Raw genomic sequence first — 21,643 nt, 5'->3', positions numbered from 1 at the left:
AATCGAAACGAAGTTTTGATTCATACTGCTTTTCAGCAACACCGATTAAGAACTAACGTAATATCTCTACCAAAAACTGGTATGCCTATCCTAGTGTTGAATACTGAATTTTGCAACGTGGGAGAGTAGGGCTCCGCATCCACTCCCCCCCTTTATAAATTAATCTTCACATAATCTTCACAAATTAATTATGACTATCCACTTAGACCGCTGATTGTAACCACTGGCGAATGGCTCGCCCTAAAAGCTGAAAATGAGTGCTCTCGGGTAAGGGCATCGTTTCTATTGGAAAGACGTAATAAATATCACCACGCTCGTTCACTTCAAATTCAGCGAAGAATTCTTGGGCCCAACCATCCAGATGGCGACGGGCGATCGCGGGTTCTATGCGAGTTGCCGTCACATAATCGAGTAGTGACAGCCGACCCTGATTCATTCGCAATAGCTGGAAGAATTGCTCTCGCAGGGCTCGTTTTTCTGCCTGAATGCCACTGTAAAGAAGCCACCCACCCAGCAACAGAGGCGACAGCCCAAAAAACACCAACAGCATTGACAGAATCGCCAGCCCCACCCCTGTTGCATGACTCAGCGTGATCCCTAGCAACAGCCCAATGGAAACTATGCCGCCCCAAAATAGCAAGAGTCCACCTAAAATTTTACTCACTCTACTCCAAAGTCGGTTCATCCTGCCAACCTCAGCTTGTATGTTCTGTTCATTTGCATCTCTCTCTAAGCTAGCTTGTTCTCCCATCAATCGGCATTCCACCCCAGAGAAAGAGGAGTCCAACGTCTTCAACCTCTTCTGATTTGTCAGATTAAGTTTGTCAGATTAAGTTCTGCTTCATTCTGTTGAGAAACACTTCAATTTGTTGGACTCCATTTTTTGTAGGGGCAGCCTGAAGATTAAATAAGAAATTAGTTGAGCATGAGAGACTCCCATTTCCGAAATCTTCCGAAACCTATTGAAAGAACAATTTGGTTGTAATCGCCATGCATACCCTCAACCATAAGCTTGAACGTAATATCCTGGAAGCAGATGGCCGCTATTTAGATACCCAGGAACTTTATCTGCTGGAAAATTATATTCAGAGTTACACCACTCGACTCCATACCTATCAGCAGCTTCGAGATAATGGCGAGCAACTGGTGCTGCAATCGCTTCGCAAAATGGCCAAAACCTACCCGGAGCTAATTCAACAGCACGGGCAGCGCTGTAAATACGACATGACTGAGGTGCTACGGTACATTGCGCTGTCAATTTTGCGAGATGATGAAACTTTTTTTAAGGAACAAATGACCGTTTGGCTGGATACCATTCTGCTGGCTTACAAGCGTAACCAGCATTGTGTGGTTGCCTATCGAGCTTTGCAGGAGGCGATCGCAACCACCTTGCCCAGCAACAATGCGAGTCTCGTCCGTCCTTATCTTGAGATCGTCCTTCAGACTTTACAGTCTCACGCTTGAGCCTACCCGAAACCTAAAATCGCTGTTGCTTGATCCGAGTAGGTGGAGTTGCCCAGCTTAGATAAGATTTATTGTCGCTCAACTTTATTGTCGCTCAACCCGCTGTTCCAAAAATATAGCTATAGCCACCAGGCTTAGGATGGGGTGCAGGGGTGGAACCCCTGGCTCGGGGCAAAGCCCCCACACCCCTTAAAGCCAATGTCCTAAGCAACCTGACGACGACTATAACTGTTTGCCGACGCCCCCAATTCCTCAGATATATAACCGAATCTTTGAGGATATCTTTATGAACCAGACCATACCAATGACTGTTAGTCATCAATCAACTCGTGAGGAGCGTCAAATCGCTCTTTATCAGATTTACCATCAGGTTTTGGAACGCCAGCCTTATCTCTACGAGCGGAAAATTCTGGCGAAGATCGAGAAGGATTTTCTTGCTGACAAAATTGGAGTTAAACGGTTTCTAAAAGAACTGGGGCATTCCGAGGTTTATCTCAATTCCTTTTACCACAATTTCTCGAATATGAAATTTCTGGAATTGTGTTTCAAACACTTTCTAGGGCGTGCTCCTGTAGGGCAGGAGGAAATTCAGACCTACTGCAATATTTTGATGCATAAAGGGGCAACTGCCATGATCACCGCTTTGCTGGATTCTGAAGAGTATCGCAAAGTCTTTGGCTGCTTTACCATACCCTATCCACGTCAACAACCGTTTTACCCATCTCCAAAAGCTTATATGGAGACACAATTGTTGAATAATGAATACATCGGCCAGCGGGGCCAGTCAGTTCCAACCATTTACTGGCACCAGTTGGGTTTGAAGTGTGACGGGGGTACCTGCCGCCATCCGGAGGCTGACGAGGATATTGAACTCAGCTTGTCTCAGGAGGAGCTGGCTCAATTGTTAGAGTTCTTACAAAAGAATCAGCCCGAGAAGACAGGTTCGACCCTATCTCCACAGCAAAAAGCCCTGCTCAGGCGAGCGATTGGTTGATTCAATTAAGATTGATCGTTGGTTCCTTAAGGGGGCATGGTTACGCCATGCCCTTTTTAGCGATGTTCGTTACCCCCAGAACCTTCCAAATCGATTCCGTGGCTTAAAAAATTCCAAAAAAATTTTGGTAAACCTATAGCCTGAAATTCTTTCCAGGGGGATCGCCTCGTTTCCAATGAAAAAATCACAATGGATCTGAAACGATCGCCCACCTGAAATGTTAACATGTCTTTACATAAATCCAGAGATCAAGTAATCTGGTTCAGCTGATTCTAGTTTTATTAATTGACTAGCTATTTAGTTTTATTAGTTGACTGGCTATTTCCTTCGAGGCTAGCAGTATCAGAAGCGAGGCTAGCAGTATCAGAAGGGGTTGTAGTGGGAGGCGGATTCAGACGCTTTGTGCTTTTGAGAACTTTTCTTCATGGTTGTAACTGAATCTCCGCGTATTCGCAAAGCACCGTCTAATTTCTCCTGATGTGTTTGAATTCCTTAGCCAGATGGCAATTTTTTTCTACGATGACTTGAATCCTTTGAAAAGTTGGTTAATTTAAGATTTTTCTTCATATTTCAAGACGCCTTACCGCTAGAATTTTTAAATAAATGGTTACTTTTACTTAACAGTCTCTTGAAGTTAACGATCTCTTCTACGTAGGTGCTTTGCTGGTTAGTTTTAATCAGGCATTTCTCAAAACACGTTTAAAATATGCGCGTATGCGCGGTTATTCTCTTGTGCTTTGAGGTGTTCTTTTCAGGCTTCTTCAGTTTCATCCATGGGTTCTAAAATCATAAGTAAAAATCTGTTTGCTATCACCACTCCTCTCTATTACGTGAATGATTTGCCCCACGTTGGTAGCGCCTACACAACGATCGCGGCAGATGTTTTAGCCCGGTTTCGGAGATTGCAGGGGGATTCCGTTCTCTTAATCACGGGTACTGATGAACATGGACAAAAGATTCAGAGGACAGCTGAGAGCCTGAAGCGGACTCCTCAGGAGCATTGTGATCTGATTGTGTCGGGGTTTGAATCTCTCTGGAAGCAATTGGGGATCCATTACGATCGCTTCATTCGAACAACTGATCCCCGGCACGAGGCGATCGTCAAAGAATTCTTTCAACGCGTCTGGGATCGAGGAGACATTTATCTTGGCCAGCAGAAAGGGTGGTATTGCGTTTCCTGTGAGGAATTTAAGGAAGAGCGCGATCTGCTGGAAGGACACCGATGTCCGATTCATCCAAACCGCGAGGCCGAATGGCGGGATGAGCAAAACTATTTCTTTCGCCTCTCCAGATACCAGCATCAGTTAGAGGCGCTTTACCGCGATCGCCCAGATTTTATCCAACCGGAAATCCGCCGGAATGAAGTGCTGAGTTTTGTTAGCCAGGGACTGCAAGACTTTTCCATTTCCCGCATTAACCTGGACTGGGGCATTCCTGTGCCCAGTGATCCCACCCATACTCTCTATGTCTGGTTTGATGCCTTACTTGGCTACGTCACCGCCTTGCTGGAACCTGATAGTGAACCCACACTGGAAAATGCTCTGGCTAAGTGGTGGCCTATTAACCTCCATTTAATTGGCAAGGACATCCTTCGGTTTCACGCAGTTTACTGGCCTGCAATGTTAATGTCAGCGGACTTGCCGATCCCTGGCTGTGTATTTGGACATGGCTTTTTGACCAGGGATGGTCAGAAAATGGGGAAAACTTTAGGGAATATTCTTGATCCGGTTGAACTTGTTAACCGTTACGGTTCGGATGCCGTTCGGTATTACTTCCTCAAAGAAATCGAGTTCGGTCGGGATGGCGATTTTAACGAAACTCGCTTCGTCAACATCTTGAATGCAGACCTGGCAAACGATTTAGGTAATTTGTTGAACCGAACGTTAAAGATGGTTCATAAGTATTGTGGTGCCCATGTTCCTGAGTTCTCTGAGGAGAAAGTTCAGGCAGACAATGTTCTGGCTGAACTTGGACAGGATTTGGGCGATCGCGTTGCTCGCGCATATACCACACTCAAATTCAGCGAAGCCTGTGAAGCCACCCTGACTCTGGTAAGGACAGGAAATAAATATATTGATGAACAAGCTCCCTGGTCTTTACATAAACAGGGGCAGCATGCAGCCGTCGAGCAAATCCTTTATACCGTTCTGGAATCTGTTCGGCTGGCCGCCTATTTGCTGTCACCCATTACCCCTAATCTCAGTACATCCATTTATAGACAATTAGGTTTTTCGTTGAACTTTAATGAGCAGTCTTCAATTGATGTCACTGCTCCGTTTGTAACCCACGCTCATTGGGGAGCGTTGCCGCCAGGCCAGCCTCTCGAGGAACCCTATCCTGTTTTTCAACGACTGGAGTTATTAGAAACCGTCCCTCTGTAATGCCAATTTATCTCATAAACCTGATAGACCCATAAAAGCGCTGCTTTACTTTATAAGAAACTGAGGTATAACACACATGTTGAGTAGCAACATAGAAAACGAATCCGTGTTTACGCAAGAGCAGGTCCTTGAGAATCGTGGTCGGGTGGCTATCTTTATTGATGGCTCTAACCTGTTTTATGCTGCGCTTCAGTTAGGAATTGAAATTGACTACACGAAGCTGCTCTGTCGGCTTACGTCGGGTTCTCGCCTGCTTCGCTCCTTCTTTTATACAGGAGTAGACCGCACCAACGAGAAGCAACAGGGATTTTTGCTGTGGATGAGGCGCAATGGTTACCGGGTTATTTCAAAAGATCTGGTGCAATTACCTGATGGTTCCAAAAAAGCCAATTTAGATGTTGAAATTGCGGTCGATATGATGTCACTGGTTGGATCTTACGACACCGCTGTTCTGGTTAGTGGTGATGGAGATCTGGCCTACGCCGTGAATGCCGTGAGTTATCGAGGTGTGCGAGTTGAAGTGGTCAGCCTTCGTTCCATGACAAGCGATAGCCTGATCAACGTGGCAGACCGTTATATTGACTTAGACAACATTAAGGAAGATATTCAGAAAACTCCTCGCAGCTACACCTATCGTCCGCTATCAGGGATTGGCTTAATGGATGAACCTGAAGAGGACTAACTCAGGTCAAATTTTCTGGAATGATTGAAAGCGGAATCGCTAAAGCAAACCTGCACAGAGCCTGAACCAGGCTATGGGCAATTAACGTTAGACTGTGGACTATACAGAGTAAAGCCCTTGCTGCCTGTTAGTGGTCTCCCGTTGTTTGTTGCCTATTATCCGTCGCTTGCTATAAAAGTATTGAAAAGTCTCATGTCGGTTTTGTTGACGCTCCGAAGAACTTGCCCGGCTGTTTTGGCTTGCTTAAAGCTAGGACTGATCGGTTTACTGCTGGTTACGTCCTCCTGTGGTGGAGGGGGTAGCCGCACGGCTGAAAAGATTGCCAAAGACAGTAAGCAGATTGAAGAATTTGATAACCAACTGACCTTCAATGACCTCTCCCTAGAGGGGTTTGATAAGAAGGGTCGCCTCTGGTGGAAGGTGAAAGCTAGACAGGCAACTTACAGTAAAGATAAACAGGTTGCTCGCATCACACAACCTGCCGGTGAACTTTACCAGGATGGAAAAGCCATTGTTGAGGTGAAGGCCCAGAGTGGGGAAGTGCAGCAGGATGGGGAAAAGATTTTTCTACGGGGGCAAATCACAGCTAAAGATAAGCGGAATGGCATGATCCTCAAGGGTGGAGAACTGGAGTGGCAACCTCAGAAGGATTTGCTGATTGTGCGCAATAACGTATCAGGAGATTACAAAGGAACGAATGTTTCTGCTAGGAATGGACGGTTTTTAACCCGTAGCAAGCGGCTGGAATTAGAAGGAAATGTGACAGCTATTTCGAAGGACCCGAATGCACGATTTCAATCCGATCGCGTTGTTTGGCTGGTTGAACAGAAGAAGCTAATGAGCGATCGCCCCCTTCAAATTGCTGGCAACCTTCCAGGTAAAACTGGGCAAAACCAGGCTACCTCCGGAGAGGGCATTGTTGATCTAAATACCAAAACAGCCACCTTGAACCAGGGTACTCAGATTACCCTGGTTGACCCTCCTATTCAGGTTTCTGGTAATTCTCTGGTATGGAATATTACAGGCAAGACGGTGGTTGCCAATGAACCCTTGACTATTGTCAATCCTAAAGAACGTGTGACCCTAACGGCGGATCGGGGGAACCTGGATATTACAACCCGGACAGCCTATCTGACGGGCAATGTGCGTGGCTTTGGGCAAAAAAATCAGTCTCAACTAGGGGCAAGCCGCCTCACCTATAACTTGACTACGCAGGACTTTGTAGCAGAGGGTGGGGTTACCTATCGCCAGGCTGACCCTCCATTTAACCTGGCTGGTCCAAGGGCGATCGGCAAGGTACAGGATCAAACCGTTGTGGTAAGTGGGGGCAGAGTTGTGACGGAGTTTATTCCCGATACGGTCATCCGATAATTACCCTCATGGGGTTTATCTCCGCTAGAGTGAATCAGGGTCAATATTTAATTCTCGGAGCTTGGCAGCTAAAAGTTCGGCCCGTTGCTGTTCTTGCTCGGCCCGTTGCCGTTCTTGTTCGGCCCGTTGCCGTTCTTGCGCAGCTAACTCTGAGCCCCAAAGTAGAAGGTTGCCTGTTTCGTCCCACCAGCGCAGCCAGTAGCCTGAGCGATTTTCACGGGTTCCTTGCCAAACTCCTAGAAACAGCCTCATTTCAGCTATCCAGTAGCGGCTATTCTCATCGGGTTCACGAACTTGATAGTGCTTTGAATCGTCCAGTCGATAGACCTCTAATACACCACTGTCAGGTTCAAAGATGGCGTAGTTTGGCACCTGAAGAATCTGTTCGTAGAAAAACCATTTGCCAGGCGGGTAGGTCGGCTTAACAGAGTATTCTTCCCCCTCAGTAACGGAGAGAAATTCCATCACAATGGCAGGTGCTTCCCCCTGTAATTGAGGAGTATAGCTGCGTTTAACTTCTTCCCGTGAAACTCGAATCGAAGGAATATATCCCCAATCAGGAGCTTTTACAACTACTCGACCGCCTAAGGTGGCGCAGATACCGTAGTTTGTGATGGTCAAAGCATTATCTGGCAGTCTTCCAGCAAGTTCCAGGCTTTCTGTTAACGCCGCAGCAAGAGGGGGTTGGTTGATGTTGTCCACAGGTTCATCACCCAGAACAAAGTCGTCTGGCAACTTTTCCCAGGTCACTGTGTAGGGGAGAGGAGTGGCTACCATAGTAATTTTCAGTACAACGTGAGGGAAGGTTGGAGGGGGGATGGGCCTTATTTTAGGAGCTTCTCCTAATTTCCCTGGTAAGTGTTGACCTCGACCGCCGATCGCACTGCTTGATTACGGCTGGTATCCCCTAAACTGGCAGAAGCCGTGCGGGCAGAAGTGGTGGGTGCGATCGCCACTGGAACCGATGGTGCCGTTCCCCATTGACGAATCAGAGCTTGCAACAAGGCATCTTGCTGATCCCGCAGACCATCCAGATTGGTGCCCCGGTTGATAATGGCAAACCAAATCAGACCGCGATCGCGAGTGGGCAGAACACCCGCCAGGGCACTGACATCATTCAATGTTCCTGTTTTCACCACAGCCGCACTGGGGATTTTGCGGTAGTCGATAGTGCCGCCGTGATCGACTCCGGAGATGGGGAAAAGATCGGCAATCGTCAGGCTGCGGGGCTGTACATAGCGCTGAATAGCGGCAAACATGGCACAGACAGCTCTGGGGGAAATGCGGTTTTCGACTCCTAAACCAGAGCCATTTTTCAACAAGATTTCCGATTGAGGGAACCCAGCCAATAAAGCAGACTGTTGCGCGACATACTGAGCGCCACCTAAGAAATTCGCCAATGATTCAGCAATGACGTTGTTGCTGTAAACATTCATTAGCTTGAGGATTTGCACCAGTGGAAGAGATTGGTGCCGCAACAGTTGGGTTTGAGGAGGAAGGAGATCGATGCCATAGGTAACAACCTGGACACGACCCACGATCGCCACCTGTGGGCGGGGGGTTCCCTTTGGCAAAGCATTGTACTGATACTCGGCTTCCTCAGACCAGAGTCTGGAGTCCAATGCCTGCTTGAACAGTTCTCCAGCCTTCTGCAGGTCGGTTTCAAAGTTCATCAAAAAGTTGCCGGTAATGATTAGATTGCCTGCCACTTTTCGGATACCGAGACGATTCAAGTCATTGCCAAGGGCGATCGCCTCTTCCCACACCATCAGCGGGTCACTACCACCTTTAACAACCAAATCTCCCATCAATACACCATTTTCGATGGGCCCAGTTGTACTCACCACAGTCTCAAAACGGTAATCCGGCCCCAAATCATGGAGAGCAACTAAGGACGTTGCAACCTTAGTCAGAGAAGCCGCTGGCAGAGGAGCGGTGCCCTCGTTGCTGGCAAGAAAAGTAGAGCCAGTTTGCAGCCAAACCCCTTGAGCTGACACAGGCAGTCCTGTTCTGGAAAGCTGTTGAAGATATTGCTGGAGTGTTAATTGGATGTTTGGATCGGGTGTACCAGGAACGACCATCCAAGGAGTATCGATTCCAGCGACCAGATTTACTGATCGCATAGGATCTGGCACACCTGCCATCGTTAGCCAGAGAGAAACCAACCCAGTGCTAAACAGTTCCAGCAATCCTGCCTCCTGTAGTTGTACCAGAAAGAGTGATCATGAACGTTATACACCAGGTTGGGTAATGGACAAGTAGAGGAGGGTACAAGTGGGGGGTCGCGTTGTTAGTTGTTGGTCGTAGAAGAAGAGAGGGGTGAGAGGTGGAGGAGTAGAGGGGGGATAGGAAGAGGTGAAAGGGGCTAGGGACTAAGGGTTGGAGTTTATTCTCCCTTTTTATAGTTCGATCGTACCATGAACTGACATGAGAATTGTCCGTTTAGGTCTCTAAAAATTTCTAAACCACTACTATGTATAGCAGTCCTAAATCAGTCGTGAGATTGGGAGGCTTTGTGAGAAAGGATTCCGCAGGAGTCCTTTCTCACAATCCAAATAGGATTGCTATATTGTTTTTTCCTATGGCTAAGTCGGATCAGAATCAGGTTTTGCGAGCATTGCCCATTATCGTGGGTGGGCTGGCTGGAGTTTTGTTGTTTGTAAATCGGCTCCTGACTCCGGAGTTGACGGATTCTCAGGCGAGATCGGATGCACTGGGGGTAATTTTAAGCGCCGTTTTGATTCTAACGGGTTTGTTGTGGCAGCAAATTCAGCCGCGTCCACCAGAGAGTGTCGATCTGATCGGGGAGGAGGGGTTTGAGCTGGAGCCAACGCTGCCAGATGCCGTGAAAACAGAGCTTGCCTGGGCCTCGCACCTGTTATTGACCAATACAGTAACGCGATCGCTAATCGTTTGGTACAACGGTCGGGTACTGCTGCGTAGAGGCATTTTGCCAGATAAACGGGAAGTCACACCGGGACCCATTTTGCAGCGAGTGTTGGAAAAACAGAAGCCAGTCTATCTGGTAGCACTGAAACTGTATCCCGGCAAGGTGGAATTTGACTACCTGCCGGAAAATACCCAGGGGCTAATTTGCCACCCCATTGGCAATCAGGGAGTGCTAATCCTTGGAGCCAACGCCCCCCGCAGTTATACTCGGCAGGATGAGAACTGGATCGGGGCGATCGCTGACAAATTAGAGAACACTCTAAGCCAGTGGAGTAAGTCAGTAAGCGATGAGCAGACAAACCTGTGAACACAGTAAGATGGGGAAAATAGTGATGCAGAGAGAGGAGTTTTGAGTTAGCCCTGACTGTTGGCTATTAACTCCCTAACCCCAGCCCCCAGTCCCTAATCCCTTTCACCTTTCCCTATCACCCTTCTACTCCTCCCCCCTCAATTGTTCTAACAACTAATAACTTTTCCCCTATGACCGATCTTCTCTGGCTTTACTGGCTTCTTGTCGCCGTTATGGTGGTGGGTATCGTTGGTGCGGTTGTGCCAACAATACCTGGCATCAGTCTGATTGTGGGTGCCATTTTTGTTTGGGGATTGGTGAAGGGATTTGGCGGTGTGGCTACGGCTCTGGCCGTCTCGGTTGTGCTACTGCTCTTGAGTGTGGCAATTGATTTTCTAGCAACTTACTACGGTGCGGTGAAGGCCGGAGCCAGTAAGTGGGGACAGATTGGAGCACTGGTTGGGTTAGTCGTGGGGTTACTTGGGTTGTTGCCAGCGCTGCCAGTGGGGGGGCCAGTGTTTGGCATCATTTTAGGGCCGCTGCTGGGAGCCATGATTGGAGAGCTAATCTATCGCAGGAATTTAATTCTGGCCACAAAGGCGGCGATTGGAATTTTTGTAGGTTCCATTGTTGGAAACTTAGTTCAGGGTTTGTTTGCCATTGCCAGTGTGTTGGTTTTTCTGTGGACCACCTGGCCTTTCCGGGTTTGAGTGCGGGCAGGAAATGGGTGGTCACAAGACTTTCATTCAAAAGATTGGGAGTTGAACAGCACGAGATTGCGTTTCTGGGGGCGATCGCCCGATTTGCCAAACACCATTACGTGCTGTTGTGGTAAATAGCCCTTTGTTTCTATCCAACTCAACCCTACATTAGCCATCTCCTTTTTAATTTGCTTCTGGGTCATTTTGTGCAGGCCCTTGATCGGGATAAACGGATTTTCACCCCGATACTCCACCAGAATGACGCGACCATCGGGCTTGAGTGCCTGCACAACCTTCTGCATGACCTCATAGGGGTACTCAAATTCATGGTAAGCATCCACCATGATTGCCAGGTCGATGCTGGACGGTTCCAACCTGGGGTCTGTCTCACTAGCCAGCACAGGTTCTACGTTACTAATATTCTTCTCTCGTTTGATTTCGTTCAAAATTTCAATCATTTCTGGCTGAATGTCGATCGCCAGCACCTTTCCCTGAGGTACCAGTGGTGCAATGCGGAAGCTGAAGTATCCAGTGCCTGCACCAATATCTGCAACAACATCCGTTGGCTTCAGGTGAAGATCCTCAATCAATAACTGGGGTTGCTCCTCAAACTCGCGAGTGGGGCGTTCCAGCCAACCTGCACCCAGATGTCCCATGACCTGAGAAATCTCTCGCCCCATATAGAACTTGCCTGTTCCATCAGGGTTGTGAATAGCCCGTTCTTGATAAACAGAGTTTTCCTCTGTCAGTGCAAAAGCTGATAAGGTTCCACCAGTACTGAATAGAAAAGCTAAGCAAACTGCCCCTATCAAGATGATTCGTCTCAGCCAGCGTATCTGCGTATTGCCTTTCATTCCCTCACCTGCATTCGATAAAGGACAAACCCCATAGAGATCTAAGTAGGTAGTCACTAAGTAGGTAGTCATAATTAATTGGTAAAGGGGGGAGTGGGGGCTGCGCCCCCAGGTAGGGGGTTTCCACCCCCTCCACCCTCGAAAGTATCCTTAATTTAATTGCGCCTAGCTACTTATAGCGGTAACCACCTAATTTAGGGCAACCAGGATGTAAGGGATTAGGGATTAGGGATCAGGGACTAGGAGCCCGTCAGGATTGATTTCAGGCACGCCTAGAATCAACGAAACCCAATTTCCAGATGTTTTTGGGAGTTTACAGCCCACAAAAACAGCCTGGCAGACCGCCAGGGGTTAGAAGAGTTTTGAGTGCAGGTTAACTCCTGACCCCTTACTGTGCCCCTAACCCCTGACCTCCTCTACCCCTGCCATCTGTTATATCTGTTCACCATCCTATCGCTGACTGGTTGGGGAACGGTGAATGACCGATTTTATAGCTGTCGCCAGGTTGCTTAGGACATTGGTTTTAAGGAAGTGTGGGGGCTTCGCCCCCAGCCAGGGGTGGAAACCCTGCATCCCGTTCTAAGCCTGGTGGCTATCGCTATAGTTGCTACACAAAAGCAAAGGTTGTAGGACAAGGTATCGCCCTACAACCCTTATCCTCAAGAATGAAACAGTGAATATTGAGCTACATTAGAGTCCGAATGGTTTCCCGGTATTGGCTTTTTGGCTTCACCCCTTTCAGTTCGCCTACCTTGTCTTTGTTCTTGAAGAACTGAATGGTCGGAGTTCCCACCACTCCCGCAGCCTCAGCAATTTCGGGGTCTTGCTCAACATCAATCTCGACGTAATGGATTTTGCCATCAAATTCATCCACAACCTTATTTAGAATTGGCTTTAAGGTATGGCAGGGACCGCATTGAGGTGAGGCGTATTTCACCATAATCAGGCGATCGCTCTCGTGATAGAGCTTTCGCAGCGCATAGCCTCCTTCATGACGGGTTGCCGTCAGATCAAACTCTGCAGCTTGTTCCTCTTCGCTTTTCTTTGCAACTGCCTCTTCGGAAGGTTTCTCAGAGACTTCTGTTTGGTGAAACTCCTGTGCTAACCCATTAATAGACAACCACTTTTCTGCCAGCATCGCAGCCATACAACCCGTTCCCGCTGCTGTAATCGCCTGGCGGTATTCGTGATCCTGCACATCACCGGCAGCGTAAACACCCTCAACACTGGTTTCTACAGAGCCAGGTTTGGTAACGATATATCCCACATCGTCCAACTCAATCTGCCCCTTAAACAGCGAAGTATTGGGGGTATGACCAATGGCATAAAACAAACCCTTGACTGCCAGGTCACTCTCTTCACCAGTTTGGGTATTGCGAAGGCGAACCCCAGTCATGACTCCGTTTTCACCCAACACATCTACAGCTTCAGTATTCCAATGCACCGTAATCCGGGGATTTTTGAACACGCGATCTTGCATAGCTTTGCTAGCACGCATTTTGTCCGATCGCACCAGCATATGCACATGGTCGCCATATTTTGTCAAATACAGCGCTTCTTCCGCAGCGGTGTCGCCACCCCCCACAATCGCCAATTCTGCTCCCCGGAAAATAGGAGTCGCCCCATCACAAATGGCGCAGGCAGAAATTCCCCGGCTCCAAAATTCGCCCTCACAGGGTAACCCCAAACGTTTCGCAGTGGCTCCCGTTGCAATGATGACGCTGTGAGCGCGAACCTCCCGCTCCTCGGAACGAATGATAAATGGACGTTGACTGAAATCAACCGAAGTGACATCTTCTGTAACCAGTTCTGCCCCCCAACGAATTGCCTGGGCTTTCATCCGGTCCATCAACTTGGGACCCGTAATTCCCTCAGGAAACCCGGGGAAATTTTCCACTTCTGTCGTTGTCATGAGTTGTCCACCGGGTAACCCCCCAGCTTGAAACCCTTCAAATACAAATGGCTTGAGATTAGCGCGAGCAGCATAGATCGCAGCCGTATACCCGGCTGGACCGGAACCAATAATCACCACGTTCTCAACAGTAGGGTTTGTCATAGACTTTGAGCAAACTCATAACGACTACGCCTAGATTAACATAATTAAATTCTGTTGAGAACATCCGCAGGAAGTATCAGGGGGAAAGGGGTGGAAAGTGAGGGGTGATTGTCCTTGATGTTCGATACTTCAAACTCCAATACTCCACCACCCCATCACTCCGTTACTGGCAGTAGCCTAGGTTGCTCTCACCAGTTCCAACTCGGCTATTGACCATCCAACCTAATCCCGAAGGACGGAAGAAGGGAGTCCGGGTCATGTCAATCTGAACCCAGTTGAAGCCATCTGCCTGGGTACTAACGGCGGTGCCATTGGAGTTAAATGTGACAAATACGCGTTGACCAGGGTTGACTACTCCAATGATGTTGTTGGCATCTACATCGGGTTCACGACGGACGTTGATTGGTACAGGAGCTCTTGAGAATCGGCACGAAACCGGTGGGGGTGGGGGTGGGGTGCTGCATGCCTTTAACACCGCTGTTTGGATGAAGCCAGAAATAGGTAAGTTAATTTGGGCAAACTGGCTACCGGGGGGAGGAACAACGACCAGCCGGACAAAACCATCAGGCGGAACCAGTTGTAGAGCAGAACTGATGGTTGAAGCGGATTCAAAAATTGGGGTGGAGCGGTTGGCTGCCCGACACAGGGGATCCTGGGGAGAAATACCTGACCGGGTTTCCTCAGCGGGAGTGGCTGGCCGGGTTTCTGCGGGGGGCGTGGTTGGGGTAGCGGGTTGGTCCGTTTGGGAAAAAGCAGGGGAGGCTGTTCCGGTGAGTGCGATCGCCACCGCAAACAATACATTTGTAGACGTTTTCAAACCACTTATTTTCATGAAGAGCACTCCTCAGAAAAACAAAAACAGATTAATGAATTGCTGTTGAAATTGTGCATGTAAATTCTACAACGATGCTCAAATTAAGAAGATTCTTAGGAATTAAGAACCCTACTCGCCTCTTTTGCCCATTACCGATCGCTGCTCTGGTTCTCTTGACGCTATTTTTGGACTAAAAAAATAGCGTCTCATCCTGACAAGAACCGCTGCTTTAGCTCCGAATATATAGCGATCCTGTTCGGATTGCGAAAGAGCTTTCCCACCAGGGAAAGGCTTTTACAACTCCTCTTGTTCACAAACAATTTAGAACCGCTATAAATATCCTGGTAACAGATACGCTGGTAAACCTCTGCTTTGTTTTGACCTGTACTGAGTTTGTCCGAATGCTGCAATCGTTTTCCTTGACTACCCTGAGCCACCTGAGATCAGGAATGGTGGGGGGGATGATGCTCGTTTTTGCCGCGATTGTCCCTGTCCAGTCTGCTTTCGCATCTCTTCAGCGTGTTCCCAATCAAACAGTGGAATGTGAAATTCTGATCGTAGGAGGTGGGCTGGCAGGTACAGCCACTGCCTATGAGGCATTGCGAGCGGGACGCACCGTTTGTATGACTGAAATCACGGACTGGATTGGGGGACAACTCACAGCCCAGGGGACTTCTGCTCTGGATGAAGCAAAACGGCAACGGGAGCTTCTCTTTTTTCCCCGGGGCTATAACGAGTTTCGTCAGCGGATTAAGGCCAGATATGGCAAATTGAACCCTGGCGAATGTTGGGTTAGCGCTTCCTGTTTTCTTCCCAAAGATGCAAATACCATTCTGGTTGAAATGTTAGAGGAAGCAGCACAGGAAGGGAAAGGATTATTGAAGTGGTTTCCTTTCACGGTGGTTAAGGATCTGGAGTTGAGTGCGGATGGACGGTTGATTGAGGGGGCGATCGCCATTCAACACAGCCCGGCACCCGGCACTCCTCCCCTCAACAGCGAACCTCTTTCTCAGATTTTTGCAGACATCTACCGCTACGAAGACTCAGCCCGGCTCTCAAAGAAAGTGATTCGGTTAGTTCCTTTCAGGAGTCAGGAGTCAGGAGTCAGAAGCCAGGAGGGACTCAGGGGTAAGGGGTGGATGAGTGGAGGGGGAGATGAGCGCTCCACCCCTCCACCCCTCCACTCATCACCCCCTCCACCCCTGCCTGAATTCAAAACTCAAAACTCAAAATCCTCCTCTCCCATCCCTCCTCTTCCCTCACTTTCTCTAACTAACAACTCCCTCCCCCCCTGGATCGTCATTGATGCCACAGAAATGGGTGACCTGCTTGCCCTGGCGGATGTACCTTACCAGGTTGGGCTTGATCCGCGTACCTATCGCAATCCTTCTTCTCCCACAGAAGGCGGCGATCCTTACTGTCTTCAGGGATTCACTTACACCTTTGCGATGGAGCGAACAAAGGAACCCCAACCCCAGGAAATGCCTACCTTCTATCCCAACTACGAACCCTATTACGGCTACGATGTGGATCCGCAAAGGGCAGAGTTTGAGTACGTGTTCACCTATCGCCGCATCTGGAACCCACCTACGGATTTGCAGGAGAAAGCAGGTCCGTTTACCCTGCCTGCATCTTCACCGGGGTCCATTTCTATGCAGAACTGGACCTGGGGTAATGATTATCGTCCTGGCACTGTGCAGGACAATCTGGTTTACTCACGGGAACAGCTTCAGCAAACGGGGCAGCTTTCTCCTGATGGCTGGATGGGTGGTTTACGCATTGATGCCTTACGCAGTGCTGAGGAAATTGCCCTGGGTTACTATTACTGGCTGGTTGCGGGGACGACGGATTCCCAACTGCAACCCAGCCAGAAGAAACCAGAACCGAACCATCGCCTGTTGACTGGGTTTGATTCGCCAATGGGAACGATGCACGGTTTATCTAAGTTTCCCTATATCCGCGAAGGGCGACGCTTGATTGGGCGTCCAGGGTTTGGTTATCCCAAGGGCTTCACCATCTCTGAAACTGATTTTTCGATGGTTGACTTCCGTTCAGACTACTACCGTGAACTACCGGAAAGGATTTATCGCAATTTGTGGACTGATATCGCCGGGTTAGAAACCTATAAGGTGATCATCGAAGGTACTCCCCCAGCGGAGATCCAGCAGCGGACGCGATCGCGAATCTATATGGATTCTGTCGGAATTTCCCAGTATGCGATCGACTTCCACCCCTGCATGCTGGAATCTCCTCCCCAAAAGCCAGGTAACATCGAGCGTCCAGGTGTGCGTCAGGCCCATGGTCCTGCTTACCCGGCGCAGATTCCCCTGCGGGCTATGATTCCCCAACAAATCGACAACCTTCTGGTTGCTGGTAAAAGTATCGCCACTAGCTACATTGCTGCCGCTGCCTATCGGGTTCATTCCTTTGAATGGTCGGTCGGGGCAGCCGCTGGAACTACTGCATCCTTTGTTTTAGAAGAGGGACTACTACCCTACCAACTGGTTAGTGAGTTACCCAGCTTTGAGCCCAAACTGCTTCAACTCCAGCAACGGTTGGAAGCTAATGGCAACCCAACTGCCTTTCCAAAAACTTCCATCTTTAATCTGGATTGGGGACAGTGGAAGCCCTGGTGAGGAGGGATGGAGTGAGGACGGAGTGAGGGGGGAGAGGAGTGGAGGGGCGATAGGGAGAGGTGATAGGGGTAAGGGATTGGAGTGAGGGAGGTAATAGCTAACAGTCAAAGCTAACTCAAAACTCAGAACTCAAAGTCCAAAACTTCCTCACTCCTCACTTAAGAAACTAAACTTCAACATCCTTACCCATGCGAGCATAGCGGATACGGAGAATTAGTCCCAGGGTGATTTGTTTCATGATCCAGTACAGGACTACCAGGATGATGGAAGTGACTATCATGACCAGCAAGGGTAGCCTGGACGTTAAATCGTCGAAGGTTTGAAAGAAAACATCCTTAGGGTCAGCCACCAGATCCCAACTGTTATAACGGCGAAATCGGCCAATAAAAATTCCGATCGCACAAAGAAAATGCATTGTTAATTCACTCCACAGGACATACTGTCGGAGATCAAGCCGTTTCAGGTAATGTCCCTGGTTAATTAGAGAAATCACATACGCTTCAAAGCCACTCAAAATTGCAAGCATGTGCAGGGGGACAAACACCAGTGCAATAATGGTCGCTGAATAACCTAGGCGAATGCCCCGAATCAGGTGAATGATGTCAGTTAACAGATAGGGGGCATTGGGCAGAAAAGCAAAGTAGACAATAAGGCCAATCCACCAGATGGGCGATCGCACCACCTTTTTGCGGCGAAATAGCCAGAAGCTGAGTACCAGAGGAATAAATGCCAGAAACAGATTCCAGAGAATCCAACCGCTATAAATGTTGTTCAGCGCACTGACTAGTTCAAATAACTTCTCTCGCATAGTGTTTCTTCACTTAAGACAAAGTCTCCCGTTTCCCAGGTTAACCTCAAATTAAGGGAAGAAAAGCCAGGAGCGATCGCCGAAACCTTTTTTCCTCAACGGATACAAGCTTATCCATTGATTATTTTCAATGCTGTAATGCCTCACCCCTTGTACCTCACCCTTCACAACCCTGTTATCGTTCTGAGCACTAAGAGCCGTATAAGGATTGACATTACTTGCATCGCAATGAGCTAAAGATCGTGTCAGCTTTCTTTTCAGCATCCTTTCCATTGGTCGTTAAAATCACCAATCGTTCGACAGGTCCCTCTTGACGACTGGCAATATACCGAACGGCAGGCACGGGGGCAGAGAATTCGTCTAAAGTTTGCTGTCCCACTTCAACGGTGATAGGGATCGTTGTGCCGCAGAAGAGCCGTTGTTCCGTATGGGATTCCAACACTTCAAACGGCTGACTCGCTTCATCCGAAGGGGGATTTTCAAAGTCTCGTCTCAGTTCTTGCTGAGCTTCCTGTTCGGTTTCCTTATTCAGGGGAGTTTTGCCCACAAACAGCAGTACATCCGGTGGAGAGGTGTTACTCCGTACCCAGGCAAGCTTAGCGCTACCAATATTGATACCAAAAACTCCTTGAGAACCGCCAGGAATTTTGTAGTCTAACAGACTCCTGGCGATCGCTTCTGCCCGTACAGGGTCAAAGGCGTTATTCAGTACCTTGATTCCCAGCCCAATCATTCCTGCCGCAATTAGAGCGATCGCACCCATTACGATCAAAATGGCTTCCCACACACTGACAGGGTAGTGGGGAATTTCGCTATTGGCAGAAAGTTCGGTTAGGGTGTCATTGGTCATTAATTGATTATTGATTACTGAATCATTGGTCAAATAAACCACAATTTGCACTTATCCAGGGAATGGTGAATCTTAACTTAAATCAACTCCCAGGAATTGATCCAGTGCGATCGCTCATCGCCGTAGCGATTGTCTTGAAAGTTAAGAGGAGATGCCAAATTGGTGAAGGAGCAATGAGCAGGACAAGATGGCTGCTGAAACTGGAATGCGATCGCCCCCTCATCCCCTTTAAGAAAGCTACGATGTATCTGACGTTTCCCTTCAAAGTTTGGAGCTTCTCCTACAGAACTAAGTAGCTGGGCACAATTAAATTAAGGATAATTCTGGGGGTGGAGGGGGTGGAACCCCCCTACCTGGGGGCGCAACCCCCACTCCCCCCTTCACAATTAATTGTGGCTACCTACTTACCGCCTAAGAAATCTTTGCTTCCAACGATTTAAGATATTCGGTATTCACACCCGATTCGCGGATAAGGGCAATTTTGCCGGTGCGGGCAATTTCGCGAATGCCAAATTTATTAAGAACCTGGACGATCGCCACCATTTTCCCTGGATCCCCCAACCACTTCCAGCGTCAAAGAATCTTCAGCCACATCCACGACTCGCGCCCGGAAAATCTGTGCCAGTTCAACAATCTCAGAACGATTTGAGCTAACCGCATTTACTTTCAACAACATCAGTTCCCGCTCAACACAGGGCACTTCGGTAATGTCCTGCACTTTCAAGACGTTGATCAGCTTATAGAGCTGCTTGGTTAGCTGCTCAATGTCATGGTCGTCACCAGGAACTACCATCGTAATCCGAGAAATACCCATCTGCTCAGCAGGCCCAACTGCCAGGCTCTCAATATTGAAACCTCGACGGGCAAACAAACCAGCAATCCGGGTTAACACTCCGGCTTCGTCTTCAACCAGAACCGATAGGGTGTGCTTCATAGCTCTGTAGATCAAGAATGGGAACGGGGAATAGGGAAACGCTTGCCCAATGAGGTCTAGTCCCTTATCTTATCGTGATGGAGGTGGGCGATCGCAAGACTCTTGTGCAAGGGTGAGGGGGTGGAGAGGTGAGAGGGTGAAGGTTAGTTAGTTGTTAGTTGTTAGTTGTTAGTTGTTCCATCCACCCATCCACCCATCCACCCATCCACTTCTCCGTGACTCTATCACTCCATCACTCCATTACTCTTCCATCCGATCATGGCATCAAAACCCAAACCCGCTGGTAATAAAGACCGGGTTATCTACTCGGAATTTGGCAATCATGATAATCCTGATGCCCTCAAGCGAACTGTGCCGGATCTGCCACCTGATCAGCAAAACCTGCGGGTAGAAACTTCTCGCAGTGGGCGCAAAGGCAAAACTGTGACCATTATTCGCGGATTTCAGGCCAAACCCGAAACGTTGACAGACTTACTCAAAAAGCTGAAAACCCTTTGTGGGGCAGGGGGCACGGTCAAAGAGAACGAGATTGAAATCCAGGGCGACCACAAGCAAAAGATCGTTCAATTTCTTGTGCAATCGGGCTACAAGGCAAAAGCCAGTGGGGGGTAGCCGTGCGATCGCCCCACCGACTGAGCAAACTCCTTCTTCTGGTGACTTGCTTCATCACATTGGTTGCCGTTTTGGTTTCGTCCATCCCAATATCGTCTGGTGATTCAAACCAGCAGGCCGACGGCGATCGCCACGAAATTCGGGGGGTTTGGATTACGAATGTAGATAGCAATGTGCTGTATGAGCGTGATCGCCTCAGCCGCGCCATTCAAGACCTGGCCCAAATCCACATCAACACGCTTTATCCGGTCGTTTGGAACTGGGGCTACACCTCCTATCCCAGCCCTACAGCCCAGTCAGCAACCGGGGCAGCATTTGACCCCCGACCGGACGGCATAGAGGGACGTGATATTTTAGCCGAACTCATTCAACAGGGTCATCCTCGGGGGATGGCAATCATTCCCTGGTTTGAGTTTGGCTTCATGGCACCCGCCGATTCTGCGCTGGCCATGCGTCACCCTGACTGGTTGACCCAACGACAGGATAAAACCGAAACCTGGCAGGAAGGCATCTGGCCTCGCGTCTGGCTGAACCCCTTTAAGCCTGAAGTACAGCAGTTTATTCTCAATCTGATTCTGGAAGTTGTCACTCGCTATGACGTGGATGGCATTCAACTAGATGACCATTTTGGTCTACCCTACGACTTTGGCTATGATGCCTTTACCGTCCAGCTTTACCAACAGGAGCATCGGGGTAAGGCTCCCCCAACCAACCCTAAAGACCCGGAGTGGATGCGTTGGCGAGCCAACAAAATTACCAGCTTTCTTGAACGCGTGTTTCGGGAAGTCAAAGCCCGCAAAGAAAACGTACTGATTACCCTTTCTCCTAACAATTACGCCCATGCCTACGGTCACTCTTTACAAGACTGGCGCACCTGGGAACGGCGGGGATTGATTGAAGAACTGGTGCTGCAAGTTTATCGGGATAGCCTGACCGCATTTACCAAAGAACTTAAAGCCTGGGAGGTTCAAAATGCCCGTCGTCATATTCCAACTGGGATTGGCATCCTGACGGGGGTGAAGCGCCGCACAGTTCCCATCCAACAAATTCAGAAGCAGGTGCAAACTGTCCGTGATCAAAAATTTGCAGGGGTTTCTTTCTTCTTTTATGAAACGATGTGGAACCTGGTGACTGAACCTGCAAGCGATCGCACCACGGGCTTCAAAACACTATTTCCCACCCCAGCAGCCAGACCCAGTGTCTTAAAAGGTTGGCGTCCTCCACCCATTTAGTCCCCCACTCACTTAA

General features: G+C 48.8%; 19 protein-coding genes and 1 pseudogene. 11 read left to right on the top strand and 9 right to left on the bottom strand.

What is annotated here, in order from left to right:
• Window positions 1-202 precede the first annotated feature (202 nt).
• Complete coding sequence (locus P4D80_RS01675) at window positions 203-664, bottom strand: hypothetical protein (RefSeq protein WP_421657122.1); 462 nt, start codon at window positions 662-664, stop codon at window positions 203-205.
• 326 nt (window positions 665-990) lie between these two features.
• On the opposite strand from P4D80_RS01675, the gene P4D80_RS01670 reads away from it, so the two are divergent.
• The 5 genes from P4D80_RS01670 (at window position 991) to lptC (ending at window position 6,892) form a co-directional block, all read left to right on the top strand.
• Window positions 991-1,464, top strand: a complete 474-nt coding sequence (locus P4D80_RS01670; RefSeq protein ID WP_421657121.1) for a phycobilisome protein — start codon at window positions 991-993, stop codon at window positions 1,462-1,464.
• Window positions 1,465-1,750: 286 nt separating this feature from the next.
• Complete coding sequence (locus P4D80_RS01665; protein ID WP_421657120.1) at window positions 1,751-2,458, top strand: phycobilisome rod-core linker polypeptide; 708 nt, start codon at window positions 1,751-1,753, stop codon at window positions 2,456-2,458.
• A 773-nt stretch (window positions 2,459-3,231) separates the two neighbouring features.
• A complete protein-coding gene (metG, locus tag P4D80_RS01660) occupies window positions 3,232-4,839 on the top strand; it encodes a methionine--tRNA ligase (protein WP_421657119.1) in 1,608 nt (535 codons plus the stop codon).
• A 76-nt stretch (window positions 4,840-4,915) separates the two neighbouring features.
• Window positions 4,916-5,521, top strand: coding sequence for an NYN domain-containing protein (locus P4D80_RS01655; protein ID WP_421657118.1), 606 nt, complete (start codon window positions 4,916-4,918; stop codon window positions 5,519-5,521).
• 192 nt (window positions 5,522-5,713) lie between these two features.
• Complete coding sequence (lptC, locus tag P4D80_RS01650; RefSeq protein WP_421657117.1) at window positions 5,714-6,892, top strand: LPS export ABC transporter periplasmic protein LptC; 1,179 nt, start codon at window positions 5,714-5,716, stop codon at window positions 6,890-6,892.
• 24 nt (window positions 6,893-6,916) lie between these two features.
• On the opposite strand, the gene P4D80_RS01645 is transcribed toward lptC, so the two are convergent.
• Entirely contained in the window at window positions 6,917-7,669 is a 753-nt protein-coding gene (locus P4D80_RS01645; protein WP_421657116.1) for a Uma2 family endonuclease, read from the bottom strand.
• Window positions 7,670-7,734: 65 nt separating this feature from the next.
• Window positions 7,735-9,081: a D-alanyl-D-alanine carboxypeptidase gene (locus P4D80_RS01640; protein ID WP_421657115.1), complete on the bottom strand. Its 1,347-nt coding sequence runs from the start codon at window positions 9,079-9,081 to the stop codon at window positions 7,735-7,737.
• Window positions 9,082-9,473: 392 nt separating this feature from the next.
• On the opposite strand from P4D80_RS01640, the gene P4D80_RS01635 reads away from it, so the two are divergent.
• Both P4D80_RS01635 and P4D80_RS01630 read left to right on the top strand, forming a co-directional pair.
• Entirely contained in the window at window positions 9,474-10,148 is a 675-nt protein-coding gene (locus tag P4D80_RS01635) for a cofactor assembly of complex C subunit B (protein ID WP_421657114.1), read from the top strand.
• A gap of 173 nt (window positions 10,149-10,321) precedes the next feature.
• Window positions 10,322-10,840 (top strand): DUF456 domain-containing protein, encoded by a 519-nt coding sequence (locus tag P4D80_RS01630; RefSeq protein WP_421657113.1) that lies wholly within the window; start codon window positions 10,322-10,324, stop codon window positions 10,838-10,840.
• Between the two features lie 32 nt (window positions 10,841-10,872).
• Here the strand turns inward: P4D80_RS01630 and P4D80_RS01625 are convergent, their stop codons facing one another.
• The 3 genes from P4D80_RS01625 to P4D80_RS01615 all read right to left on the bottom strand — a co-directional run bounded on the left by P4D80_RS01625 (window position 10,873) and on the right by P4D80_RS01615 (window position 14,573).
• A complete protein-coding gene (locus P4D80_RS01625) occupies window positions 10,873-11,757 on the bottom strand; it encodes a class I SAM-dependent methyltransferase (protein WP_421657112.1) in 885 nt (294 codons plus the stop codon).
• A gap of 613 nt (window positions 11,758-12,370) precedes the next feature.
• Window positions 12,371-13,741 carry a thioredoxin-disulfide reductase gene (trxB, locus tag P4D80_RS01620; RefSeq protein ID WP_421657111.1) on the bottom strand — a complete coding sequence of 457 codons (1,371 nt, stop codon included), beginning with the start codon at window positions 13,739-13,741 and terminating at the stop codon, window positions 12,371-12,373.
• A gap of 163 nt (window positions 13,742-13,904) precedes the next feature.
• Window positions 13,905-14,573 carry a hypothetical protein gene (locus P4D80_RS01615; protein ID WP_421657110.1) on the bottom strand — a complete coding sequence of 223 codons (669 nt, stop codon included), beginning with the start codon at window positions 14,571-14,573 and terminating at the stop codon, window positions 13,905-13,907.
• Between the two features lie 443 nt (window positions 14,574-15,016).
• On the opposite strand from P4D80_RS01615, the gene P4D80_RS01610 reads away from it, so the two are divergent.
• Window positions 15,017-17,191 carry an FAD-dependent oxidoreductase gene (locus P4D80_RS01610; protein WP_421657109.1) on the top strand — a complete coding sequence of 725 codons (2,175 nt, stop codon included), beginning with the start codon at window positions 15,017-15,019 and terminating at the stop codon, window positions 17,189-17,191.
• Between the two features lie 166 nt (window positions 17,192-17,357).
• Here P4D80_RS01610 and P4D80_RS01605 read toward each other — a convergent pair whose 3' ends face one another.
• Window positions 17,358-17,999 (bottom strand): DUF1361 domain-containing protein, encoded by a 642-nt coding sequence (locus P4D80_RS01605; RefSeq protein WP_421657108.1) that lies wholly within the window; start codon window positions 17,997-17,999, stop codon window positions 17,358-17,360.
• A 214-nt stretch (window positions 18,000-18,213) separates the two neighbouring features.
• Complete coding sequence (locus tag P4D80_RS01600; protein WP_421657107.1) at window positions 18,214-18,849, bottom strand: hypothetical protein; 636 nt, start codon at window positions 18,847-18,849, stop codon at window positions 18,214-18,216.
• A gap of 62 nt (window positions 18,850-18,911) precedes the next feature.
• Here P4D80_RS01600 and P4D80_RS01595 point away from each other — a divergent pair, with 62 nt between their 5' ends.
• On the top strand, window positions 18,912-19,145 hold the full coding sequence (locus P4D80_RS01595; protein WP_421657106.1) for a hypothetical protein: 234 nt from the start codon (window positions 18,912-18,914) through the stop codon (window positions 19,143-19,145).
• Between the two features lie 115 nt (window positions 19,146-19,260).
• On the opposite strand, the pseudogene ilvN reads toward P4D80_RS01595, so the two are convergent.
• Window positions 19,261-19,783 (bottom strand): annotated as a pseudogene (ilvN, locus tag P4D80_RS01590) (acetolactate synthase small subunit).
• Between the two features lie 258 nt (window positions 19,784-20,041).
• Between ilvN and P4D80_RS01585 the strand changes: the two are divergent.
• On the top strand, window positions 20,042-20,395 hold the full coding sequence (locus P4D80_RS01585) for a translation initiation factor (RefSeq protein WP_421657105.1): 354 nt from the start codon (window positions 20,042-20,044) through the stop codon (window positions 20,393-20,395).
• A gap of 71 nt (window positions 20,396-20,466) precedes the next feature.
• On the top strand, window positions 20,467-21,627 hold the full coding sequence (locus P4D80_RS01580; protein WP_421657104.1) for a glycoside hydrolase family 10 protein: 1,161 nt from the start codon (window positions 20,467-20,469) through the stop codon (window positions 21,625-21,627).
• The last annotated feature ends 16 nt before the right edge of the window (window positions 21,628-21,643 follow it).

This window comes from Leptothermofonsia sp. ETS-13 (assembly GCF_049200465.1).
Lineage (GTDB): Bacteria > Cyanobacteriota > Cyanobacteriia > Leptolyngbyales > Leptolyngbyaceae > Leptothermofonsia.
This window is presented reverse-complemented; position numbering and strand designations above follow the sequence as displayed.